This is a genomic window from Phenylobacterium sp. (genome assembly GCF_028290885.1).
Lineage (GTDB): Bacteria > Pseudomonadota > Alphaproteobacteria > Caulobacterales > Caulobacteraceae > Phenylobacterium.
In genome coordinates, this window is record NZ_JAQGIZ010000171.1 from 1 (window position 1) to 15,159 (window position 15,159).

Genomic DNA, 15,159 nt, shown 5'->3' on the forward strand with positions numbered 1-15,159 from the left:
CTGGCGCGGCGCTGCGTGGCCGTGTGCCTGGGGCTGGAGCCCGTGCCGGCGGCGCTGGGCGCATGAGGACCTGGGCCGCGGCGCTGGCGGTGGTGGGCGCGATGGCCGGCGCGGCCGTAGCTCAAACGACTGCGGGCGGCGCGCAGCTGGTCGGCGGCTTCACGCAGCTGTTCATCAGCCCCTGCGGCGAGCCCTACCGCGGCCGGCCCGGGGACCCCTATCCGGTGGCGCTGTGGTTCAAGCAGGCCGACCTCAACCACGACGGCGTCATCGACAGGGCGGAGTTCCGGGCCGACCACGCGGGCTTCTTCGACGCGCTCGACTCCGACGGCGACGGCGTCCTCGACGGGACCGAGCTCGGCTTCTACGAGCACACCGTCGTGCCCGACGTTTTCGGACGGCCGGCGCCGCGGCTGGGCGCTCTGGCCCTGCCCGGCCGCGAGGGAGCCGGGCTCGTCCTCGTGCAGGGGACCGGGCAGCCGAACCGCGAACCGGGCCTGATCCCCGGTCAGGAGAACGCCCATGGCCCGCTCGGCGACCTGAACCCCCAGCGCCGCGAGAAGCGGGTCCTGGAAGGCGCGGCGGCCTACGGCCTGCTGGCCGAGGCGGAGCCGGTGATGGCGGCCGACGCCGATCTGGACGGCCGCATCACCAAGGCCGAGTTCCTCGCCGCCGCCGACCGCCGCTTCAAGCGCCTGGACAAGAACGGCGACGGCAAGCTGACCCTGGACGAACTGCCGATGACGGCGTCGCAGGCCGAGGCGGCGGAACGGGCGCGGCGCGGGAAGCGGTAGGGCGCATCCCTCCCCGTTCCGGGGAGGGATGGGGGGCTCACAGCTTCGCCGCGCGGAAGGTGTCGCAGGCGGCGGGGTCGCCGGTGGTGGCGCCGGTGCGGAACCAGCGCGTGCGCTGGGCCGAGGTGCCGTGGGTGAAGCTGTCGGGGACCACCTGGCCGGTGGTCTCGCGCTGCAGGGTGTCGTCGCCGACCGCGGCGGCGGCGCGCAAGCCGTCCTCGATGTCCTTGGGATCGAGCGCGACCTTGCCGCCGGTGACCTCGGAGACGTGGGCGGCCCAGACGCCCGCGTAGCAGTCGGCCTGCAGCTCCAGCCGCACCGAGCCGGACCCGGCGCCGCGCGCGCCCAGGCTGCGCGCCTCGCGGTCCTCGCCCAGCAGGCTCTGCACGTGGTGGCCCATCTCGTGGGCGATGACGTAGGCGCGGGCCGCCTCGCCCGAGGCGCCGAAGCGCTGGTCGAGCTCCTGCCAGAAGCCGAGGTCGAGATAGACCTTGTGGTCCTCCGGACAATAGAACGGGCCCATGGCCGACTGGCCGAGGCCGCAGCCGGTCACCGTCGAGCGGTCGTAGAGCACCTCGGCGGCGGGCGGGCGGTAGGTCTGGCCGTTCTGCCGGAAGATCTGGCTCCAGACCTCGTCGACGGAGGTGGCGATCACGTCGACGAAGCGGCCCTGCTGGTCGGTCGGCGCGCCGCGCACGCCGGCCTGCTGCTGCACCGCCGGAGCCTGGCCTTCGCCGTTGAGGACGCTGAGCGTGGTCGAGGGGCTGACGCCGAAGACGAAGTAGCCGATCACCGCCAGGACGACGCCGCCGAGGCCGAGGCCTCCGACGCCCACTGGACCCAGGCCGCGCCGATCCTCGATGTTGCCGGACTCGTCGCCTTCGTTCCACTGCATGGGATCACCTCCTCGCCTTGGGCGTCATAACGCGGCGCGAGGCCGCTCGCTCCAGCAGGCTGACGTGATCCGTCAGCCGGGGAAACGCTTAGCGGCGGTTGTCCGCGGCGGCGCGGATGCGGGCGTTGGAGGCGGCCAGCTCGGCGTCGGGAATCGAGGCGAGCTTGCTGGTGTCGATCATTGGCGGGGCGGCGCCCGCCGGCAGCACGACGGTGGGCACGGCGGGAGGGGCGCGGAGCGCCGCGAGGTCGCTGAGGCCCTGATCGGTCTGCACGCGCGCCTGCAGGGTCGAAAGGTCGTTGGTGATCGCGATGTCGCGGCTGCGGGCGGCCTGCTGATCCGCGATCCGCGAGGCGTCCTGCGACAGGGCCAGGCCGCGATAGGCCTGGGCGGCAGCGGGGACGGCGGCCGGGGCGGCCGCGCCCAGCGCTAGGAGGAGGATGAGGGCGCGCATGGTAAAGCTCCTTGGGGTGCCCCGATCGCAAGATGGGGACCGCGGAGGCCGCGCGCTACTCCCTGCGCTCCACGTGGAAGCGGGCGAGCTCCTGCTTCGGCGCGGGCCAGTCGGGGCTGAGCTCGACGGCCTTCTGGTAGTCGAAGTAGGCGGACTTGACGTCGTCCAGCCCCTCATAGGCCAGCGCGCGGTTGTAGTAGGCCTTGGCCGGCTCCTCGATGCCGAGCTGCAGGCCCTTGTTGAGGTCGGTCAGGCCGTCGGCGTAGCGATGCTCGCCGATGGAGGCCGCGCCGCGGTTGACGTAGGCCTCGCCGAGGTCGGGCTTCACCTTGACCGCCTGGTTGAAGTCCTTGGTGGCCGCCGCGAAGTCCAGCCGGCGCAGCTTCAGGACGCCGCGGTTGACGAAGGTGCCGGCCCGGTCGCGGTTGCTGAGCTGCTCCTGCTCGATCGCCTGCGTGCAGGGGGCTTCGAAACGGTAACCCGAATGGCCGGCCAGCGCCGCCTTCGAGCAGGCCTCGGCGAGCCCGCCGCCGATCACCGTCACCGACGCCCGCGCCTCGGTCGCCACCATCAGCCCAGCGCCGACGGCCGCGCACAAGATCAGCCGTTTCATCACCTTCGCTCCATCGCCGCCGTCGCGAGACGATGCGCCGCGTACCGGCGTTCGATGCGAGAGTCCTCCCGCAACCGGTGGCTGTCAACGCGTAGCTGACGTGGGGTCAGGGCAGGCGGGGGCGGCAGGCGCGAGGACGCGACGGCGGGCCAGTTCGCGGTGCAGGATGTAGACGCCACTGGCGGCCACGACCAAGGCGCCGGCGAGGGTGGCCGGCTGCGGCAGTTCCCCCCAGATCAGGAAGCCCAGGCCGGTCGCCCAGATCAGCTGGATGTAGTCGAAGGGCGCGACGACGCCGACCGGCGCCACCCGGAGCGCCTCGGTGAGCAGCAGTTGGCCGACGCCGCCGATCAGGCCGCCCAGGATCAGCAGGCCAAGCGTCACGGGGTCCGGCGTCACCCAGCGGAAGGCCGACCCCACCAGGCCCAGCAGCACGCCGGCGGCGGTGAAATAGAAGACGATGGTCGGGCCCTTCTCGGTGGCGGCGATCTGGCGGATGGCGACCATGGCGCCGGCGGAGCCCACCGCCCCGCCGAGCGCCAGCGAGACGCCCAGGACATTCATGTGCCCGGGCTCGGGCCGCGCCATGATCAGGACGCCGAGGAAACCCACCACCACCGCGCCCCAGCGATGGCGCCCGACCGGCTCGTGCAGGATCAGGGCCGAGAGCGCGGTCATGAACAAGGGCGCGGCGAAGTTGAGGGCGGTGGCCGAGGTGAGCGGCAGGTATTGCACGGCGGAGAAGCCGCAGACCATGCCGAAGATGCCGATGGCGCTGCGCGTCAGGTGGCCGAGCGGGCGCCGGGTCTTCAGCACCGAAAAGCCGGTGGTCCGCCAGATGTAGAGGCCGAGCGGCGCGAAGGCGAACAGGTTACGGAACAGGATGATCTCGAACACCGGCACGCCGCGCTCGCCGGTCCACTTCACGATCGCCGAGAGGCAGGCCATGCAGGCCATGGCCATCACCCGATAGGCGATGCCGAGGCCGTTGCGCTGGTGCGGAAGCTGGGAGGCGGCGGACGTCACGGTGGCGGTTTGCGGGCGGTCGCGCGCGGGGTCAACGTCTCGGACACGCAAGCTTTGCAACAATCGATGTCATCTCGGAAAGCCGCGCAGTGGGTTTCCGGGATGACACCGAAAGGAGAAGCGACGGCGCTCAGGCCTCGCAGGGCATCAGAACGGACGCCCGGTCCCTCACCTGCCGGCCGGCGGGGGCGACTTGGCGCTCGCCTTGGCGGCTTCCTTCTCCTGCTGGCGCGCGCCCGCCAGGATGGCGGGCAGGGCGTAGTTGCCCTCGTGGCAGGCGTATTCGTAGATGATCCCGTGCATCGGGGCGAAGTCGTATTCGCCGCCCCAGGGTTTGTCCCAGGTGTCGGGGTCTTCCACCTGGAACTGGTAGTTGATCCGGGTGGGGGACACGCGGGTGAACCGCTCGGTCACCTTCAGGTTCTTCCACGAGCCCATGAAGGCCTGGCCCTGCGGAATGTTGATGGTTTCGACCACCAGGGTGTTTCCCTCGTAGCGGCCGATGGAATCGCCCATCCAGGGCCGCACCCCGTCGGTGCGGTGGTGGGCAGTGAGCGGGATGGTCCGCACGTCGTGGACCAGCTCCACCTGGATCGCCACCGCGTCGGGCGACTGCACGATGTTGTAGTTGTTGTTGTAGTAGCCGTTGGACAGCATCGGCGGCCCGGCGTTGGCGCCGAAGCCCATGATGCAGCGCTCACCCAGCGAGCGGTTCTCGTAGCTGTCGTAGATGTCCCGCGGAAAGCCCCGGCCGGGAGGCGCGCCGGCCTTGCGCGGCGGCGGCATGCCGTTGGGGGTCGTGAGGATGGAGGTGCGGAACTCGCCGTTCACCTCCATGATGTGGTTGCCCGGATCGATCCAGAAGGTGTTGTAGCCACCCACGTCGCCGCCGGCGGCGGCGAAGTCGGGCCGGAGCGCGACAAGCTTCGCTTCAGCCGAATTCTTGTCGGTGACGTTACCGGGCCCCACTTTCTGGTCGGTCGGCCGGTCAGCCTCCGCCAGGGCCTCGGCGAAGACCTTCTCCAGCCCCCTCGCCTCCGCCGCCGACACCGTCGCCTTGTCCGTGAGTTTCGGATTGCGGGTCAGCGGCGTCATGGTGGCGTTGGACCAGTAGCCGGAGAGGTCGGGCTGGCCCATGGCGTTCTTCGGCGGCGCCCAGCCCGGCTGCGGGATGGTCGGATCGGGCGCGACCGGCGCGGCGCGCGCGCTCTTGGCCGAAGGCTTCTGGGCCGCGGCGTCGGAGCCCCAGGCGAGCATGGCCGCGCCGGCCAGGAGCGCGAGCGTCCGGGTGGTCTTCCTCATGGTTTCCTCCGCCTACTGCGAGGCCGCCGGGGTGGCCGCTGCGACCGGCGCCGTCGCCGCCGGAGGCTGGCCTGCGGCGTTGCGGTTGCCGCCGCGCTTGGGCAGCAGCTTGGCCGCCGCCGCAAGCTCCTCGGGCTCGATCGCGCCGTCCTTGTTGGTGTCGATCAGGACAAAGTACTTCTTCAGCATCTGGCCAGGGCTCTGCGGGCCGCCCTTCAGCTCGGAAAGCTCGATCTTGCCGTCCATGTTGTCGTCCAGGACACCCATCATCAGATTGGCCTGCATCAGCTTGTCGTAGTCGTCCCTTGGATTCTTCGCGGTCTCGCCGACCCAGTGGTAGTGGATGTAGACCGCCAGCATCTCCTCGAACGACTGCTCGCCCCAGTAGACCGTCTTGCTCGGGTCCGGGTTGCCCGGGTTGCGGGTCGAGTTGTCGTAGACCCAGCGGGTGATGATCCGCGAGCCCGCCGGAACGGTGAGCGGCTTGGCCAGCACGTAGTCGTACTGCCAACCGAAGTCGTACCGTGGGATCGCCAGCAGCATCTCCTCCTTGCCGTTCGGATAACGGATGGAGATGTTCGTCGCGACGCCGCGCTTATGCGAGTGCGGGGTGAAGGCGTAGATCACCGCGTCCTTGGGGATCTCGATGTAGGCGACCTCCTTGTGCTCCCTCTCGCCGGCCGGGATCTCGATGGAGAAGTCGAAGATGCCGAAGGTACGCCGCTGGTACTTCGGCTCCTCGCCCTTGGGATAGAAGTACAGCCCCACCTTGGTGTTCTCGACCGTCTCGCGGCCGTAGGTGGTGTAGTGGGCCTGGAAGGCCAGACCGCTGGAGGGCGGCACCCAGATGCCGGTGCCCTCAGCTGTCTTCATGTAGCCGACGCCCGGGACATAGCCGTGCAGCAGGGTCGCAAACGGGGATTCCGTGACCTTGGCGCCCGGCGCACTGTCGCTGGCCGCGACGCCGGTCAGGATGTGGTGCACCGCCTGGCGGTCGCTGATCCGGAATGCCGTCGCCCGCAGCCAGCGGCCTTCGGTCATGACGCCCGGCACCGACGGGTACTGGTATTCCAGGACGCCGCTCGCCGGGATCTTCACCTGCGGGAGTTCGACGATCTTGTCGGGCTTGCCGAGCGGCCACTCGGGCGCCTGGAAGTTTATCTTTTTCAGGGGATCCTCGCCGGCGCCGCGCGACGCGCCGGCATCGATCCAGTGCACCAGGGTCTTCATCTGCTGGGGCGACAGGCGCCCGTCGTCCCGCCACTGGCCGACCGTCTCGTCGGGCAGGTAGGGCGGCATGCGATGGGTGCGGATGACCTCGCGGATCATCGGCGAGAAGCCCTTGATCTGCTCATAGCTGGTGAGCGGCATGGGCCCGATCCCGCCGGGCTGGTGGCAGGTGGCGCACTTGGCCTCGATGATCGGGGCGATGGTCTTGGCGTAGGAGATCTGAGCGAAGCTGGCGGCGTGCGCCCGCTCCGGGAACGGGATCACCGCACCGTGGGCCGGGTGGCTGTCCATCGCCACCTTCTGGCCGGCGACCAGGGCGTCCACCGCCTGTTTCGCGTAGGCCTCGCCGCCCGGGCCGGTTAGCGCGCCGCGATAGGCGACGGCCCAGGTGCGCGGGTCGACCACGATCACCTCGGCGGCACGGCTGATCCCCAGCGCCTCGCCAGTCAGCTGCTCGTAGTCGAACAGGATCGGCAGCTCCAGCCCAGCGGCCTTGGCGTCGGCGACGACCTGGGCGCGGGTCTCGCCGATGTGGGAATCGATCGCCAGCATCTCGACGCCCTTGCCGGCGTAGGCGGCCTTCAGCGCCATCAGCGCCGGCGCGTCGGCATGCACCTGCCGGTCGCCGACCTGGTAGGCGACCAGCACCACCGCCTTGTCGTCGGCCATGCGGTAGAGCTGGCGGGCGAACAGGTCCTGGTCGGCGAGCATGAAGTCGTCGACGCGGGCCGGGCCGGCGCTGGGCGGCGCATCGGCGTGGGCCGGGGTGCGGGTCGCCGCGACCAGCGCGAAGAGGGACACCGTCGCGGCTGCGGCCGCCAGCGTCATCCCGTGGCGTTTCGAAATCCTCATGCCGTCCCTCCCAGCTCGTTTTTTTAGGCGCGATGAGTCGCCCGACGCGCGATCAGGTCGCGGCGGTGACGCCCAATTGGAGCTTGCGGTGAACCCTCGCGCTGGCCATCGTGGGGCCTCAGTTACGATACACTGTGGATCATAACAGAGTCCGGCGGGCCGATGTCAACGCTTTTAGACGCCCGGATTGTGCGAACGCGCCAGGCGCTGCGGCAGGCCATGACCGAGCTCGCCGAAGACCGGCCGCTGGACGCGATCACGGTGCGCGCCATCGCGGCGCGGGCGGGTATCGGCTACGCCACCTTCTTCCGCCATTACGCCGACAAGGAAGCCCTGCTGGCCGACGTGGCCGACCGGCTCACCCAGGAGTTCCTGGCGCGGATCCGGCCGCTCCTGCAGCAGCGAGACCGCCGCGGCGCGGCGCGCTCAGTGTGCGATTTCGTCCTCGAGCACCTGGCGCTGTACAGGGCGCTGATCGCCGGCGGCTCGGGCGAGACGGTCAGGGCCGAGATGCTGCGCCAGTGCCTGGCTACGGCGGCCAACGCCCGCACACACCCGCCGGACGGTCCGCTCGATGACCTGATCCTGTTCCACCCGGTCTCGACGATCCTCAATCTGGTCGCCTGGTGGCTGCGCAACCTCGAGGCGGTCGACGCCGACACCATGGCCGAGATCATCGAGCGCCTGGTGCTGACGCCCGTAGGCAATTTGCGCGCGGACCCGCCAAAGGGGGCCTGATCGCGGGGACCCCGCTTTGGAGCAAAAGCCGCTCGCAGGCCACCTTCTCCCACAAGGGGAGAAGGACACCTGGACCTGGAGAGGAGATCTTTTTACCCGGCCCTGTCGGAGGCGGTTAGGGTCGGGCGTCCTAAGCTCATGAGGCAGCCCATGCTCTACGCCATCCTCTGCTACAACTCCGAAGAGGTCGTGTTCTCCTGGACCAAGGAAGAGGACGCCGCCGTCATGGGGAAGCTTGCCGCCGTGCAGGAGCGCTGGGCGGCGCGCGGCAAGCTCGGGCCCAGCGCCCGGCTGATGCCGACCAGCGCGGCCACCACCCTGCGCAAGGGCGACACCCCGCTGGTGATCGACGGGCCGTTCGCCGAGACCAAGGAGCAGCTGCTGGGCTTCTACCTGGTGGACTGCGCCGACCTGGAGGAGGCGCTGACCTTCTGCCGCGAGCTTGGCGCGGTGAACCCCGGCGGCGCCTATGAGGTGCGGCCGCTGCACTTCTTCTCGCCCGGCGCGCTCCCCGCCGAGGCCGAACTGGCCAAGAGCGTGCTGACGTGACCGATCTCGCCTGGATCGATGCGGCGCTGACCTCGGCGCGGCCCCAGGCGATCGGCGCCCTGCTGCGCTACTTCCGCGACCTGGACACCGCCGAGGAGGCCTATCAGGAGGCCTGCCTGCGGGCGCTGAAAAGCTGGCCGGCCAAGGGGCCGCCGCGCGACGCGGCCTCGTGGCTGATCATGGTCGGCCGCAACGCCGCCCTGGACGGCGTGCGCCGCAAGAGCCGGCAGACCGAGCTGCCGCCGGAGGACGCCATCTCTGACGTCGACGACGTCGAGACCCCGATGGCCGAGCGGCTGGATGGGGCGCACTATCGCGATGACATCCTGCGGTTGATGTTCATCTGCTGCCACCCGGAGCTGCCGGCGACCCAGCAGATCGCGCTGGCGCTGCGCATCGTCTCGGGTCTTTCCGTCAAGCAGATCGCCCGCGCCTTCCTGGTCGGCGAGGCGGCCATGGAGCAGCGGATCACCCGCGCCAAGGCCCGCATCGCCCGGGCCGAGACGCCCTTCGAGACGCCGGGCGCCGTGGAGCGCTCCGAGCGGATCGCGGCGGTGGCGGCCATGGTCTATCTGCTGTTCAACGAGGGCTATTCGGCGGGCGCGGCCGAGGCGCAGGCGCGCGCGCCCCTGTGCGAGGAAGCGATCCGGCTGGCGCGGCTGCTGCTGCGGCTGTTCCAGATGGAGCCGGAGATCATGGGCCTCACGGCCTTGATGTTGCTGAAGCACGCCCGGGCCGCCGCCCGGTTCGACGCCGACGGGGCGATCGTGCTGCTGGAAGACCAGGACCGCAGCCTGTGGGACAGCCAGCTGATCGGCGAGGGCCTCGCCCTGATCGACAAGGCCCTGCGCCACCGCAGGCCCGGGCCCTATCAGGTGCAGGCCGCGATCGACGCGCTACACGCGCGTGCGCCGCGGCCGCAGGACACCGACTGGGCGCAGATCGACGCCCTCTACGCGAGCCTGGAGATCCTGGCGCCCTCGCCCGTCGTGACGCTTAACCGGGCGGTGGCGGTGAGCAAGGCGCGCGGGCCCGGCGAGGCGCTGGCGATGATCGAGCCGCTCTCCGAGGCCCTCGGCAGCTACTTCTACTTCTTCGGGGCCCGCGGCGCCTTCCTGCTGCAGCTCGGCCGCGAGGCGGAGGCTCGGCAGGCCTTCGACCGCGCCATCGCGCTGGCCAACACCGCCGCCGAGGCCAGCCACATCCGCCTGCAGATCGACCGGCTGACCGCCGATGTCGCGGCCCGCGCGGTCCGCTAGGGACAGGTGACCGCGGTCAACCTTTAGAAGTTCTTGAGGCCGACTTCAGGACTCGCGGGCGCGGCGGCCGCTACGATTGGCGTAACGTTGATTTGACCGGCGCCGGTCTTCCCCATCAGCACCCTGGGGAGGATTGTCGGGTCGAAGGGGACGGGCCGCGGCATCTGGCCTTTGGGTGTGCGCGGTCCGTCCGACGCCTCAAGGAGCAAACGCGATGAAATCCTTGCTTGCCGCCTCCGCGATCGCCGCAGGTCTGCTGTTTGCGCAACCGGCTCTGGCCAACCTCGTCCTCGACCCGGGTTTCGAGACCCCGGTCGTCCCAGTGGGAGGGTTCACCACGTTCAACACCGGGACCGCTCTGGGGTCCTGGACCGTGGTCGGGGCGGCGGGCAACGTCGCTCCGGTCAGCGGGACGTTCCAGCAGAACGGGTTCAGCTTCGTCGCCCAAGAGGGCGCCCAATGGCTGGACCTGACCGGGCTCAACTCCAATTCCGCGACCGGCGTGCAGCAGACCATCGCCACGACGCCAGGCACGAGCTACGACCTGTCGTTCTGGGTCGGCAACGTCGTCAACACGGGCGGCATCTTCGGAACGACCAGCACCGTCAACGTGCTGGTCAACGGCTCGCAGGTCTTTTCGGCGACTAACTCCGGAGGCGTCGGCTCCAGCTCGCAGACCTGGCAGCAGTTCACGACCTCGTTCGTGGCCGGCGGCGCTTCGACCAACCTCGCCTTCCTGAACGGGGACCCCGGAACGGACAACGACAACGGCCTCGACGGCGTCAACCTGGTCGTCGGCGGGACGGCGGTGGTCCCGGAACCGAGCGCCTGGGCCCTGCTGATCGCCGGCTTCGGCGGGATGGGCCTGGTCCTGCGCCGCGCACGTTCGCAGCGGCGGCTGGCCGTTTGAGGCGCATCGAACCGGGGAGACGCGAAGCCCGGCGTCGAATGGTGTAAGAGCGTCTTCAGTGACGCAACGCCCGGAGCGCCGATCGATGAGCCACCGCCTCGAACTCCTCCCGATCGCCGCAGCCGCCCTGGCCTTCGCCGGCGCCGCCCAGGCGCAGACCGCGGCGCGGCCGCTGACGCTAGCGCCCTATCACGCCGAGGCCGTCGCGGCGTCCCTGCCGGTGAAGGCGCCCGCGGGCGCGGTGCGGCCGGCGGCCGACCTCGCCGATCCCCTCGACCCGCTGGCGCCGACCGCGGTCCAGGCCAGCTCGGTGGAGAGCGCGGTCTTCGCGAAGACCGCCGTCGATCGCCGCTTCGGCCGCCGCGAGGACATCACAGGCTCGGTGGGTTTCCTCTGCGGCCTGCAGCCCGGCCACAACGAGGCCGGCGGCGCGGCGGCCTACGGGGTCGACCCGCACGGCCGGTTCCTGGGCGCCAAGCTGAGCTTCGCCTTCCGGTAGACCGTCAGGTCACCGGACCGGCTTGGCCGCGCCCTCCGCGGCGCGGACCCCGCGCAGGATGTCCGGAAGCGCGTAGTTGCCCTCGTGGCAGGCGTATTCGAACAGCGGGTCCTTGCTGGCGTTGAGGCTCATCTCCGCCCGCCACGTCCGGCTGTAGTAGACCGGGTCCTCGACCTCGAACGCGTAGAAGATCTGGCCCGGCGCGACGCGGCTGAAGCGCTCGGTCACCCGCCCCTTCGGCGACAGGTAGAGGGGCCCTGCGCGGCCCTGCTCGGCGTTCACGTTGACGGTCTCGACCACCAGGGTGTCGCCCTCCCACCAGCCGGTCGAGTCGCCCAGCCAGGGATGCAGCGCGGCCGGGCCATGGGCGGCGCGTGCCGCGGCCCTGTCGGGGAACAGCGGGACGATCCGCGCGTCGTGGATCATCTCCACCACGAAGGCGACCGAGGCCTGTGTCTGCACGATCTGGTAGTTCGAGTTGTAGATGTTGTTGAGCATGCCCGGTCCGCCGGAGCCGCGCGAGGCGATCAGACAGCGGTCCCACGGCTCGAGGGAATCGGGACCCGCGGGCGTGTCCGCGTCACGCGCATGGGCCGCGGCCTTGGCGACCAGCTTGCGGCCCGCGTCCGAGAGCGGCAGCTGGCCGTCGGCGGGGTCGACGATCCAGGAGGTGCGGTACTCGCCCTTCACCTGGCCGAACGCGCGGCCCGGATCCAGCCAGAAGCTGTTGTAGCCGCCTGGGTCGCCGCCCGCGGCGGGGGCGCCCTCGTCCGCATCGGTGGGCGCGGCGCCGGCGTCCAGCATGCGGACCAGGGGATTGGAGGCCGCCATCGCCTTGGCCTCGGCCGCGCTGAGGGACAGCCGGGTCTGGCCGGGGGGCCGGGTGAGCTTGGTCACCGAGGCGTTGCTCCAGACCCCGGAGAGGTCCGGCCGGCCGTCGGCGGTGCGCGGCGGCGACCATTTGGCGGGCGCGCAGGCGGCGGCGCCCACGGAGGCCAGCGCCATGACGGCGGCCAGGATGATGGCGATAGAGGCAGGTCGAGTGATGGCGGCGGCTCCGGCAGGGCGAGACAGACTCGCCCCACACTGTGGGAAGCCCCGAGGCTGGCAATAGCAAAAGTCGCGTCGACGGCCGCTCCGGCCGCCCCGCACCACCGTTAGGCAAGCGGCAACCGCGCTGGGGTTAAATAACAGCGATACGAGGCAGTAGGAGCTTCTGGCCCGGAGGTTGCAGAACGTGGGTCGGACTTTAGGGCCACGTCTCAATGCGGCACGCATTGGCCGGGTCGCAATTTGGGATTGAGGACTTTCGATGAAGAAGCAAGCTCTGCTCGGCGCGGCTCTCGGCCTGGCGCTTTCCTTCGGCGCCGCCAGCATGGCGAACGCCACCGTCTATGTGTTCACGCAGGACGCCTGCACCGGCACCTGCGGGACCGGCCCGTTCGGCACCGTCACCGTGACGAACGACGCCAGCCTGGCGAACACCCTCGATTTCGTGGTGCAGCTTGCGGCCGGCGAAACCTTCCACGACACCAACGACCCTCAGCACCATGCCCTGACCTTCAGCCTGGTCGGCGATCCGACTATCACCATCTCGGGCCTGGGTTCGCCGTTCACGGCCAGCACGCCGCAGGCGGCCGGCAGCACCAGCGCCGCCGGGTTCGGCACGTTCGACTATGTGATCAACCTGCCGAAGGGCTCCGACGATCCGTCCAGCTTCTCGTTCAAGGCGACAGGCGCCGGGCCGCTGACGCTCGATTTCAACACGGTGGGAGCCAACCAAATCTACTTCACCACGGACATCTTCGGCGCGAACGGCAACACCGGCAACATCGGCGCCATCCTGCAGACGGGCGGCGGCGTGCCTGAGCCGGCCAGCTGGGCGCTGATGCTGGTGGGCTTCGGCGGCCTGGGCGCGGCCCTGCGCCATCGCCGCCGCCAGACCCTGGCGCTCGCCTAAGCGCCATCAGCCGACCGGCGGGCCAACCGCTGGGCAACTGCGGAAAGCCCTGGCCGAAAGGTCGGGGCTTTTTCTTTGCCCGCCGACTGTCGGAACTGCGTGGCGTCGTTCGTCCTTCGGGCGAAACCAGGGAGCGACGACATGAGCGAGACCCGTATGCCTGAGGTGGACCCCGCGTCCCTGGCGCGGCCCAAGGGGACCATCGTCGCCTACATGCAGCTTCGCGACGCCGCCGCAGCCTCGGCCTTCTACCAGCGGGCGTTCGGCGCGGAGGAGAAGAACCGGCTGCTGCACCCGGACGGCAAGCGGATCGTCCACTGCCACCTGTGGCTGAACGAGGGCTCGATCATGCTGAACGACCCCTTCCCCGACCAGGGCATGCCGCTGCAGGCGCCGCAGGCCTTCACGCTCACCTTGATCGTCGACGACATCGACACCTGGTTCAAGCGCGCGGTCGACGCCGGCTGCGAGGTGATCACCCCGGTGGCGACCATGTTCTGGGGCGACCGCTTCGGCGCCCTGAAGGACCCCTTCGGGGTGAGCTGGGCGATGAACCAGCGTATGTCCTGAGCGCGGACGGAAACCGGGGGAGACAATGACCGAAACCACGACGTCCAGGCCTATGCTGTGGGCCGGCTGGGGCCTGACCGGGCTGTTCACCGTCTTCATGGCCGTCGATATCGGCATGAAGCTGGCCCGCGCGCCGATCGTCGAGCAGACCGGCGCCCAGATGGGCCTGCCGAAGGGCTCAGGCTTCGGGATCGGGCTGATGGAGCTGGTCATCGTGGCCCTCTACCTCGTCCCGCGCACGGCGTTGGTGGGCGCGGTGCTGGTGTCGGCCCTGATGGGCGGGACCGCGGCGATCCACTGGATGCACGGCGACCCGTGGCCCAGCCACATCCTGTTCGGCGTCTACCTGGCGCTGATCGCCTGGGGCGGGCTGTGGCTGCGCGACGCCAGGCTGCGCGCGTTGACGCCCTGGCGCGCAGCCTAGCCCGGCGAGTTGGCCCGGCCCCGGTTTTCCGGATTTCAGCTCATAGGTCATCGCGCAAGGGTCCCGCCGCATCGCCGGCCCGTCAGCCCGCGCATTGCGGCGCGGTCACCCAGTTGCAGCGGCGGAAGGTTCCGACGCACAGCGGAAAGATGCCTGTCATCCGGAGGCCCTAGTAAGGCCGCAGGTTACGCCTTGAACGCCGCCGCGCTCGTGGCCGACGTTGGAACGGCGTCGCCGCTCAGCCGTTATGGCGAAGCTTGCGCCGGCGAGCGCTCAGTGAGCTAGCGTCTCGCGGCTGCGAGTCACCCTGGAGGACGAATGGACAACCGCGCGCGCGCCAAGGGCTTCTGGGCGAAGAGCGAGGGCCATCCCCTCTTGCGGTTGCTGATCATCCTCCTGGTCCTGGCGGCGGTGGCCGGCGTGATCTGGTTTGCGGTGTCCCTGGCGCAAGGCAGCAAGAGCGGCGCGGGCGGCGGACCCGGCGGGCTCGGTGGCGGCGGCGGCCGTGGGGGGCGCAGGCCCGCTACGACGGTCGGCGTGGCGACCGCCACCACCGCCGACATCCCGATCACGCTCGACGGCCTCGGCACGGTGACGCCGCCGGCGACGGTGATCGTGACCCCGCAGGTCTCGGGCGTGATCACCCAGATCCTGTTCAACGAAGGCCAGATGGTCAGGAAGGGCGAGGCGATCGTGGTGATCGATCCCCGGCCGTTTCAGATGGCGCTCCTGCAAGCGCAGGGGAACCAGACCCGCGACGAGGCGCAGCTCGCCAACGCCAGGCTGCTCCTGGAGCGCGACCGCACCCTGCTGGCCCAGGACTCCGTCGCCCGGCAGGACGTGGACACCCAGGCCGCGCTGGTGAAGCAGCTCGAAGGCGTGGTGACGACCGACAAGGCTGCCGTCGGCACCGCCAGACTCAACCTCGGCTGGAGCCGCGTGACGGCGCCGGTGGCGGGCCGCATCGGCCTGCGCGCCGTCGACCTCGGCAACTTCATCCAGGCGGGCAGCACGACGGGCCTGGCGACGATCACCGAGGTGACGCCCATCGACGTGCAGTTCACCATCCCGCAGGATTCCGTGC

17 protein-coding genes are annotated in these 15,159 nt (G+C 70.3%); 10 read left to right on the top strand and 7 right to left on the bottom strand.

The features are described from left to right. Positions 1 to 62: 62 nt before the first annotated feature. Positions 63 to 794: a hypothetical protein gene (locus JWP28_RS11595; RefSeq protein ID WP_299543018.1), complete on the top strand. Its 732-nt coding sequence runs from the start codon at positions 63 to 65 to the stop codon at positions 792 to 794. 37 nt (positions 795 to 831) lie between these two features. On the opposite strand, the gene JWP28_RS11600 is transcribed toward JWP28_RS11595, so the two are convergent. From JWP28_RS11600 to JWP28_RS11625, 6 genes are all read right to left on the bottom strand, one after another. Next, the gene (locus JWP28_RS11600; RefSeq protein WP_299543019.1) at positions 832 to 1,689 is read right to left on the bottom strand and encodes a neutral zinc metallopeptidase; all 858 of its coding nucleotides are present in this window, start codon (positions 1,687 to 1,689) and stop codon (positions 832 to 834) included. Positions 1,690 to 1,777: 88 nt separating this feature from the next. Next, the gene (locus JWP28_RS11605) at positions 1,778 to 2,143 is read right to left on the bottom strand and encodes a hypothetical protein (RefSeq protein WP_299543021.1); all 366 of its coding nucleotides are present in this window, start codon (positions 2,141 to 2,143) and stop codon (positions 1,778 to 1,780) included. 55 nt (positions 2,144 to 2,198) lie between these two features. After that, positions 2,199 to 2,756 (bottom strand): tetratricopeptide repeat protein, encoded by a 558-nt coding sequence (locus tag JWP28_RS11610; protein ID WP_299543022.1) that lies wholly within the window; start codon positions 2,754 to 2,756, stop codon positions 2,199 to 2,201. Between the two features lie 84 nt (positions 2,757 to 2,840). After that, positions 2,841 to 3,782, bottom strand: a complete 942-nt coding sequence (locus JWP28_RS11615) for a DMT family transporter (protein ID WP_299543024.1) — start codon at positions 3,780 to 3,782, stop codon at positions 2,841 to 2,843. 168 nt (positions 3,783 to 3,950) lie between these two features. Then, a complete protein-coding gene (locus tag JWP28_RS11620; RefSeq protein WP_299543026.1) occupies positions 3,951 to 5,084 on the bottom strand; it encodes a hypothetical protein in 1,134 nt (377 codons plus the stop codon). 12 nt (positions 5,085 to 5,096) lie between these two features. Next, a complete protein-coding gene (locus JWP28_RS11625) occupies positions 5,097 to 7,166 on the bottom strand; it encodes a hypothetical protein (protein ID WP_299543028.1) in 2,070 nt (689 codons plus the stop codon). 219 nt (positions 7,167 to 7,385) lie between these two features. Here JWP28_RS11625 and JWP28_RS11630 point away from each other — a divergent pair, with 219 nt between their 5' ends. From JWP28_RS11630 to JWP28_RS11650, 5 genes are all read left to right on the top strand, one after another. After that, entirely contained in the window at positions 7,386 to 7,904 is a 519-nt protein-coding gene (locus JWP28_RS11630; RefSeq protein ID WP_299543031.1) for a TetR/AcrR family transcriptional regulator, read from the top strand. 150 nt (positions 7,905 to 8,054) lie between these two features. Then, positions 8,055 to 8,453, top strand: a complete 399-nt coding sequence (locus JWP28_RS11635) for a YciI family protein (protein ID WP_299543033.1) — start codon at positions 8,055 to 8,057, stop codon at positions 8,451 to 8,453. Next, entirely contained in the window at positions 8,450 to 9,712 is a 1,263-nt protein-coding gene (locus JWP28_RS11640) for an RNA polymerase sigma factor (RefSeq protein WP_299543035.1), read from the top strand. Before JWP28_RS11635 ends, JWP28_RS11640 begins: the two co-directional genes overlap by 4 nt. A gap of 214 nt (positions 9,713 to 9,926) precedes the next feature. Beyond that, positions 9,927 to 10,622, top strand: a complete 696-nt coding sequence (locus tag JWP28_RS11645) for a DUF642 domain-containing protein (protein WP_299543037.1) — start codon at positions 9,927 to 9,929, stop codon at positions 10,620 to 10,622. Between the two features lie 85 nt (positions 10,623 to 10,707). Next, positions 10,708 to 11,121, top strand: a complete 414-nt coding sequence (locus JWP28_RS11650) for a hypothetical protein (RefSeq protein WP_299543039.1) — start codon at positions 10,708 to 10,710, stop codon at positions 11,119 to 11,121. A gap of 9 nt (positions 11,122 to 11,130) precedes the next feature. Here the strand turns inward: JWP28_RS11650 and JWP28_RS11655 are convergent, their stop codons facing one another. After that, positions 11,131 to 12,126 (bottom strand): hypothetical protein, encoded by a 996-nt coding sequence (locus JWP28_RS11655; RefSeq protein WP_299543041.1) that lies wholly within the window; start codon positions 12,124 to 12,126, stop codon positions 11,131 to 11,133. A gap of 307 nt (positions 12,127 to 12,433) precedes the next feature. On the opposite strand from JWP28_RS11655, the gene JWP28_RS11660 reads away from it, so the two are divergent. The 4 genes from JWP28_RS11660 to JWP28_RS11675 all read left to right on the top strand — a co-directional run. Then, the gene (locus JWP28_RS11660) at positions 12,434 to 13,081 is read left to right on the top strand and encodes a PEPxxWA-CTERM sorting domain-containing protein (RefSeq protein WP_299543042.1); all 648 of its coding nucleotides are present in this window, start codon (positions 12,434 to 12,436) and stop codon (positions 13,079 to 13,081) included. A gap of 141 nt (positions 13,082 to 13,222) precedes the next feature. After that, positions 13,223 to 13,651 (top strand): VOC family protein, encoded by a 429-nt coding sequence (locus JWP28_RS11665; protein ID WP_299543044.1) that lies wholly within the window; start codon positions 13,223 to 13,225, stop codon positions 13,649 to 13,651. Positions 13,652 to 13,676: 25 nt separating this feature from the next. Further along, positions 13,677 to 14,075 carry a DoxX family protein gene (locus JWP28_RS11670; protein ID WP_299543046.1) on the top strand — a complete coding sequence of 133 codons (399 nt, stop codon included), beginning with the start codon at positions 13,677 to 13,679 and terminating at the stop codon, positions 14,073 to 14,075. A gap of 318 nt (positions 14,076 to 14,393) precedes the next feature. Next, on the top strand, positions 14,394 to 15,159 hold a 766-nt coding region (locus tag JWP28_RS11675), incomplete at its 3' end, for an efflux RND transporter periplasmic adaptor subunit (RefSeq protein ID WP_299543048.1).

Coding starts and splice junctions, on each gene's coding strand:
- JWP28_RS11665 (WP_299543044.1), top strand. CDS start 13,223: ATGAGCGAGACCCGTATGCCTGAGGTGGACCCCGCGTCCCTGGCGCGG.
- JWP28_RS11650 (WP_299543039.1), top strand. CDS start 10,708: ATGAGCCACCGCCTCGAACTCCTCCCGATCGCCGCAGCCGCCCTGGCC.
- JWP28_RS11655 (WP_299543041.1), bottom strand. CDS start 12,126: ATGGCGCTGGCCTCCGTGGGCGCCGCCGCCTGCGCGCCCGCCAAATGG.
- JWP28_RS11625 (WP_299543028.1), bottom strand. CDS start 7,166: ATGAGGATTTCGAAACGCCACGGGATGACGCTGGCGGCCGCAGCCGCG.
- JWP28_RS11670 (WP_299543046.1), top strand. CDS start 13,677: ATGACCGAAACCACGACGTCCAGGCCTATGCTGTGGGCCGGCTGGGGC.
- JWP28_RS11645 (WP_299543037.1), top strand. CDS start 9,927: ATGAAATCCTTGCTTGCCGCCTCCGCGATCGCCGCAGGTCTGCTGTTT.
- JWP28_RS11635 (WP_299543033.1), top strand. CDS start 8,055: ATGCTCTACGCCATCCTCTGCTACAACTCCGAAGAGGTCGTGTTCTCC.
- JWP28_RS11620 (WP_299543026.1), bottom strand. CDS start 5,084: ATGAGGAAGACCACCCGGACGCTCGCGCTCCTGGCCGGCGCGGCCATG.
- JWP28_RS11610 (WP_299543022.1), bottom strand. CDS start 2,756: ATGAAACGGCTGATCTTGTGCGCGGCCGTCGGCGCTGGGCTGATGGTG.
- JWP28_RS11605 (WP_299543021.1), bottom strand. CDS start 2,143: ATGCGCGCCCTCATCCTCCTCCTAGCGCTGGGCGCGGCCGCCCCGGCC.
- JWP28_RS11630 (WP_299543031.1), top strand. CDS start 7,386: ATGACCGAGCTCGCCGAAGACCGGCCGCTGGACGCGATCACGGTGCGC.
- JWP28_RS11595 (WP_299543018.1), top strand. CDS start 63: ATGAGGACCTGGGCCGCGGCGCTGGCGGTGGTGGGCGCGATGGCCGGC.
- JWP28_RS11600 (WP_299543019.1), bottom strand. CDS start 1,689: ATGCAGTGGAACGAAGGCGACGAGTCCGGCAACATCGAGGATCGGCGC.
- JWP28_RS11660 (WP_299543042.1), top strand. CDS start 12,434: ATGAAGAAGCAAGCTCTGCTCGGCGCGGCTCTCGGCCTGGCGCTTTCC.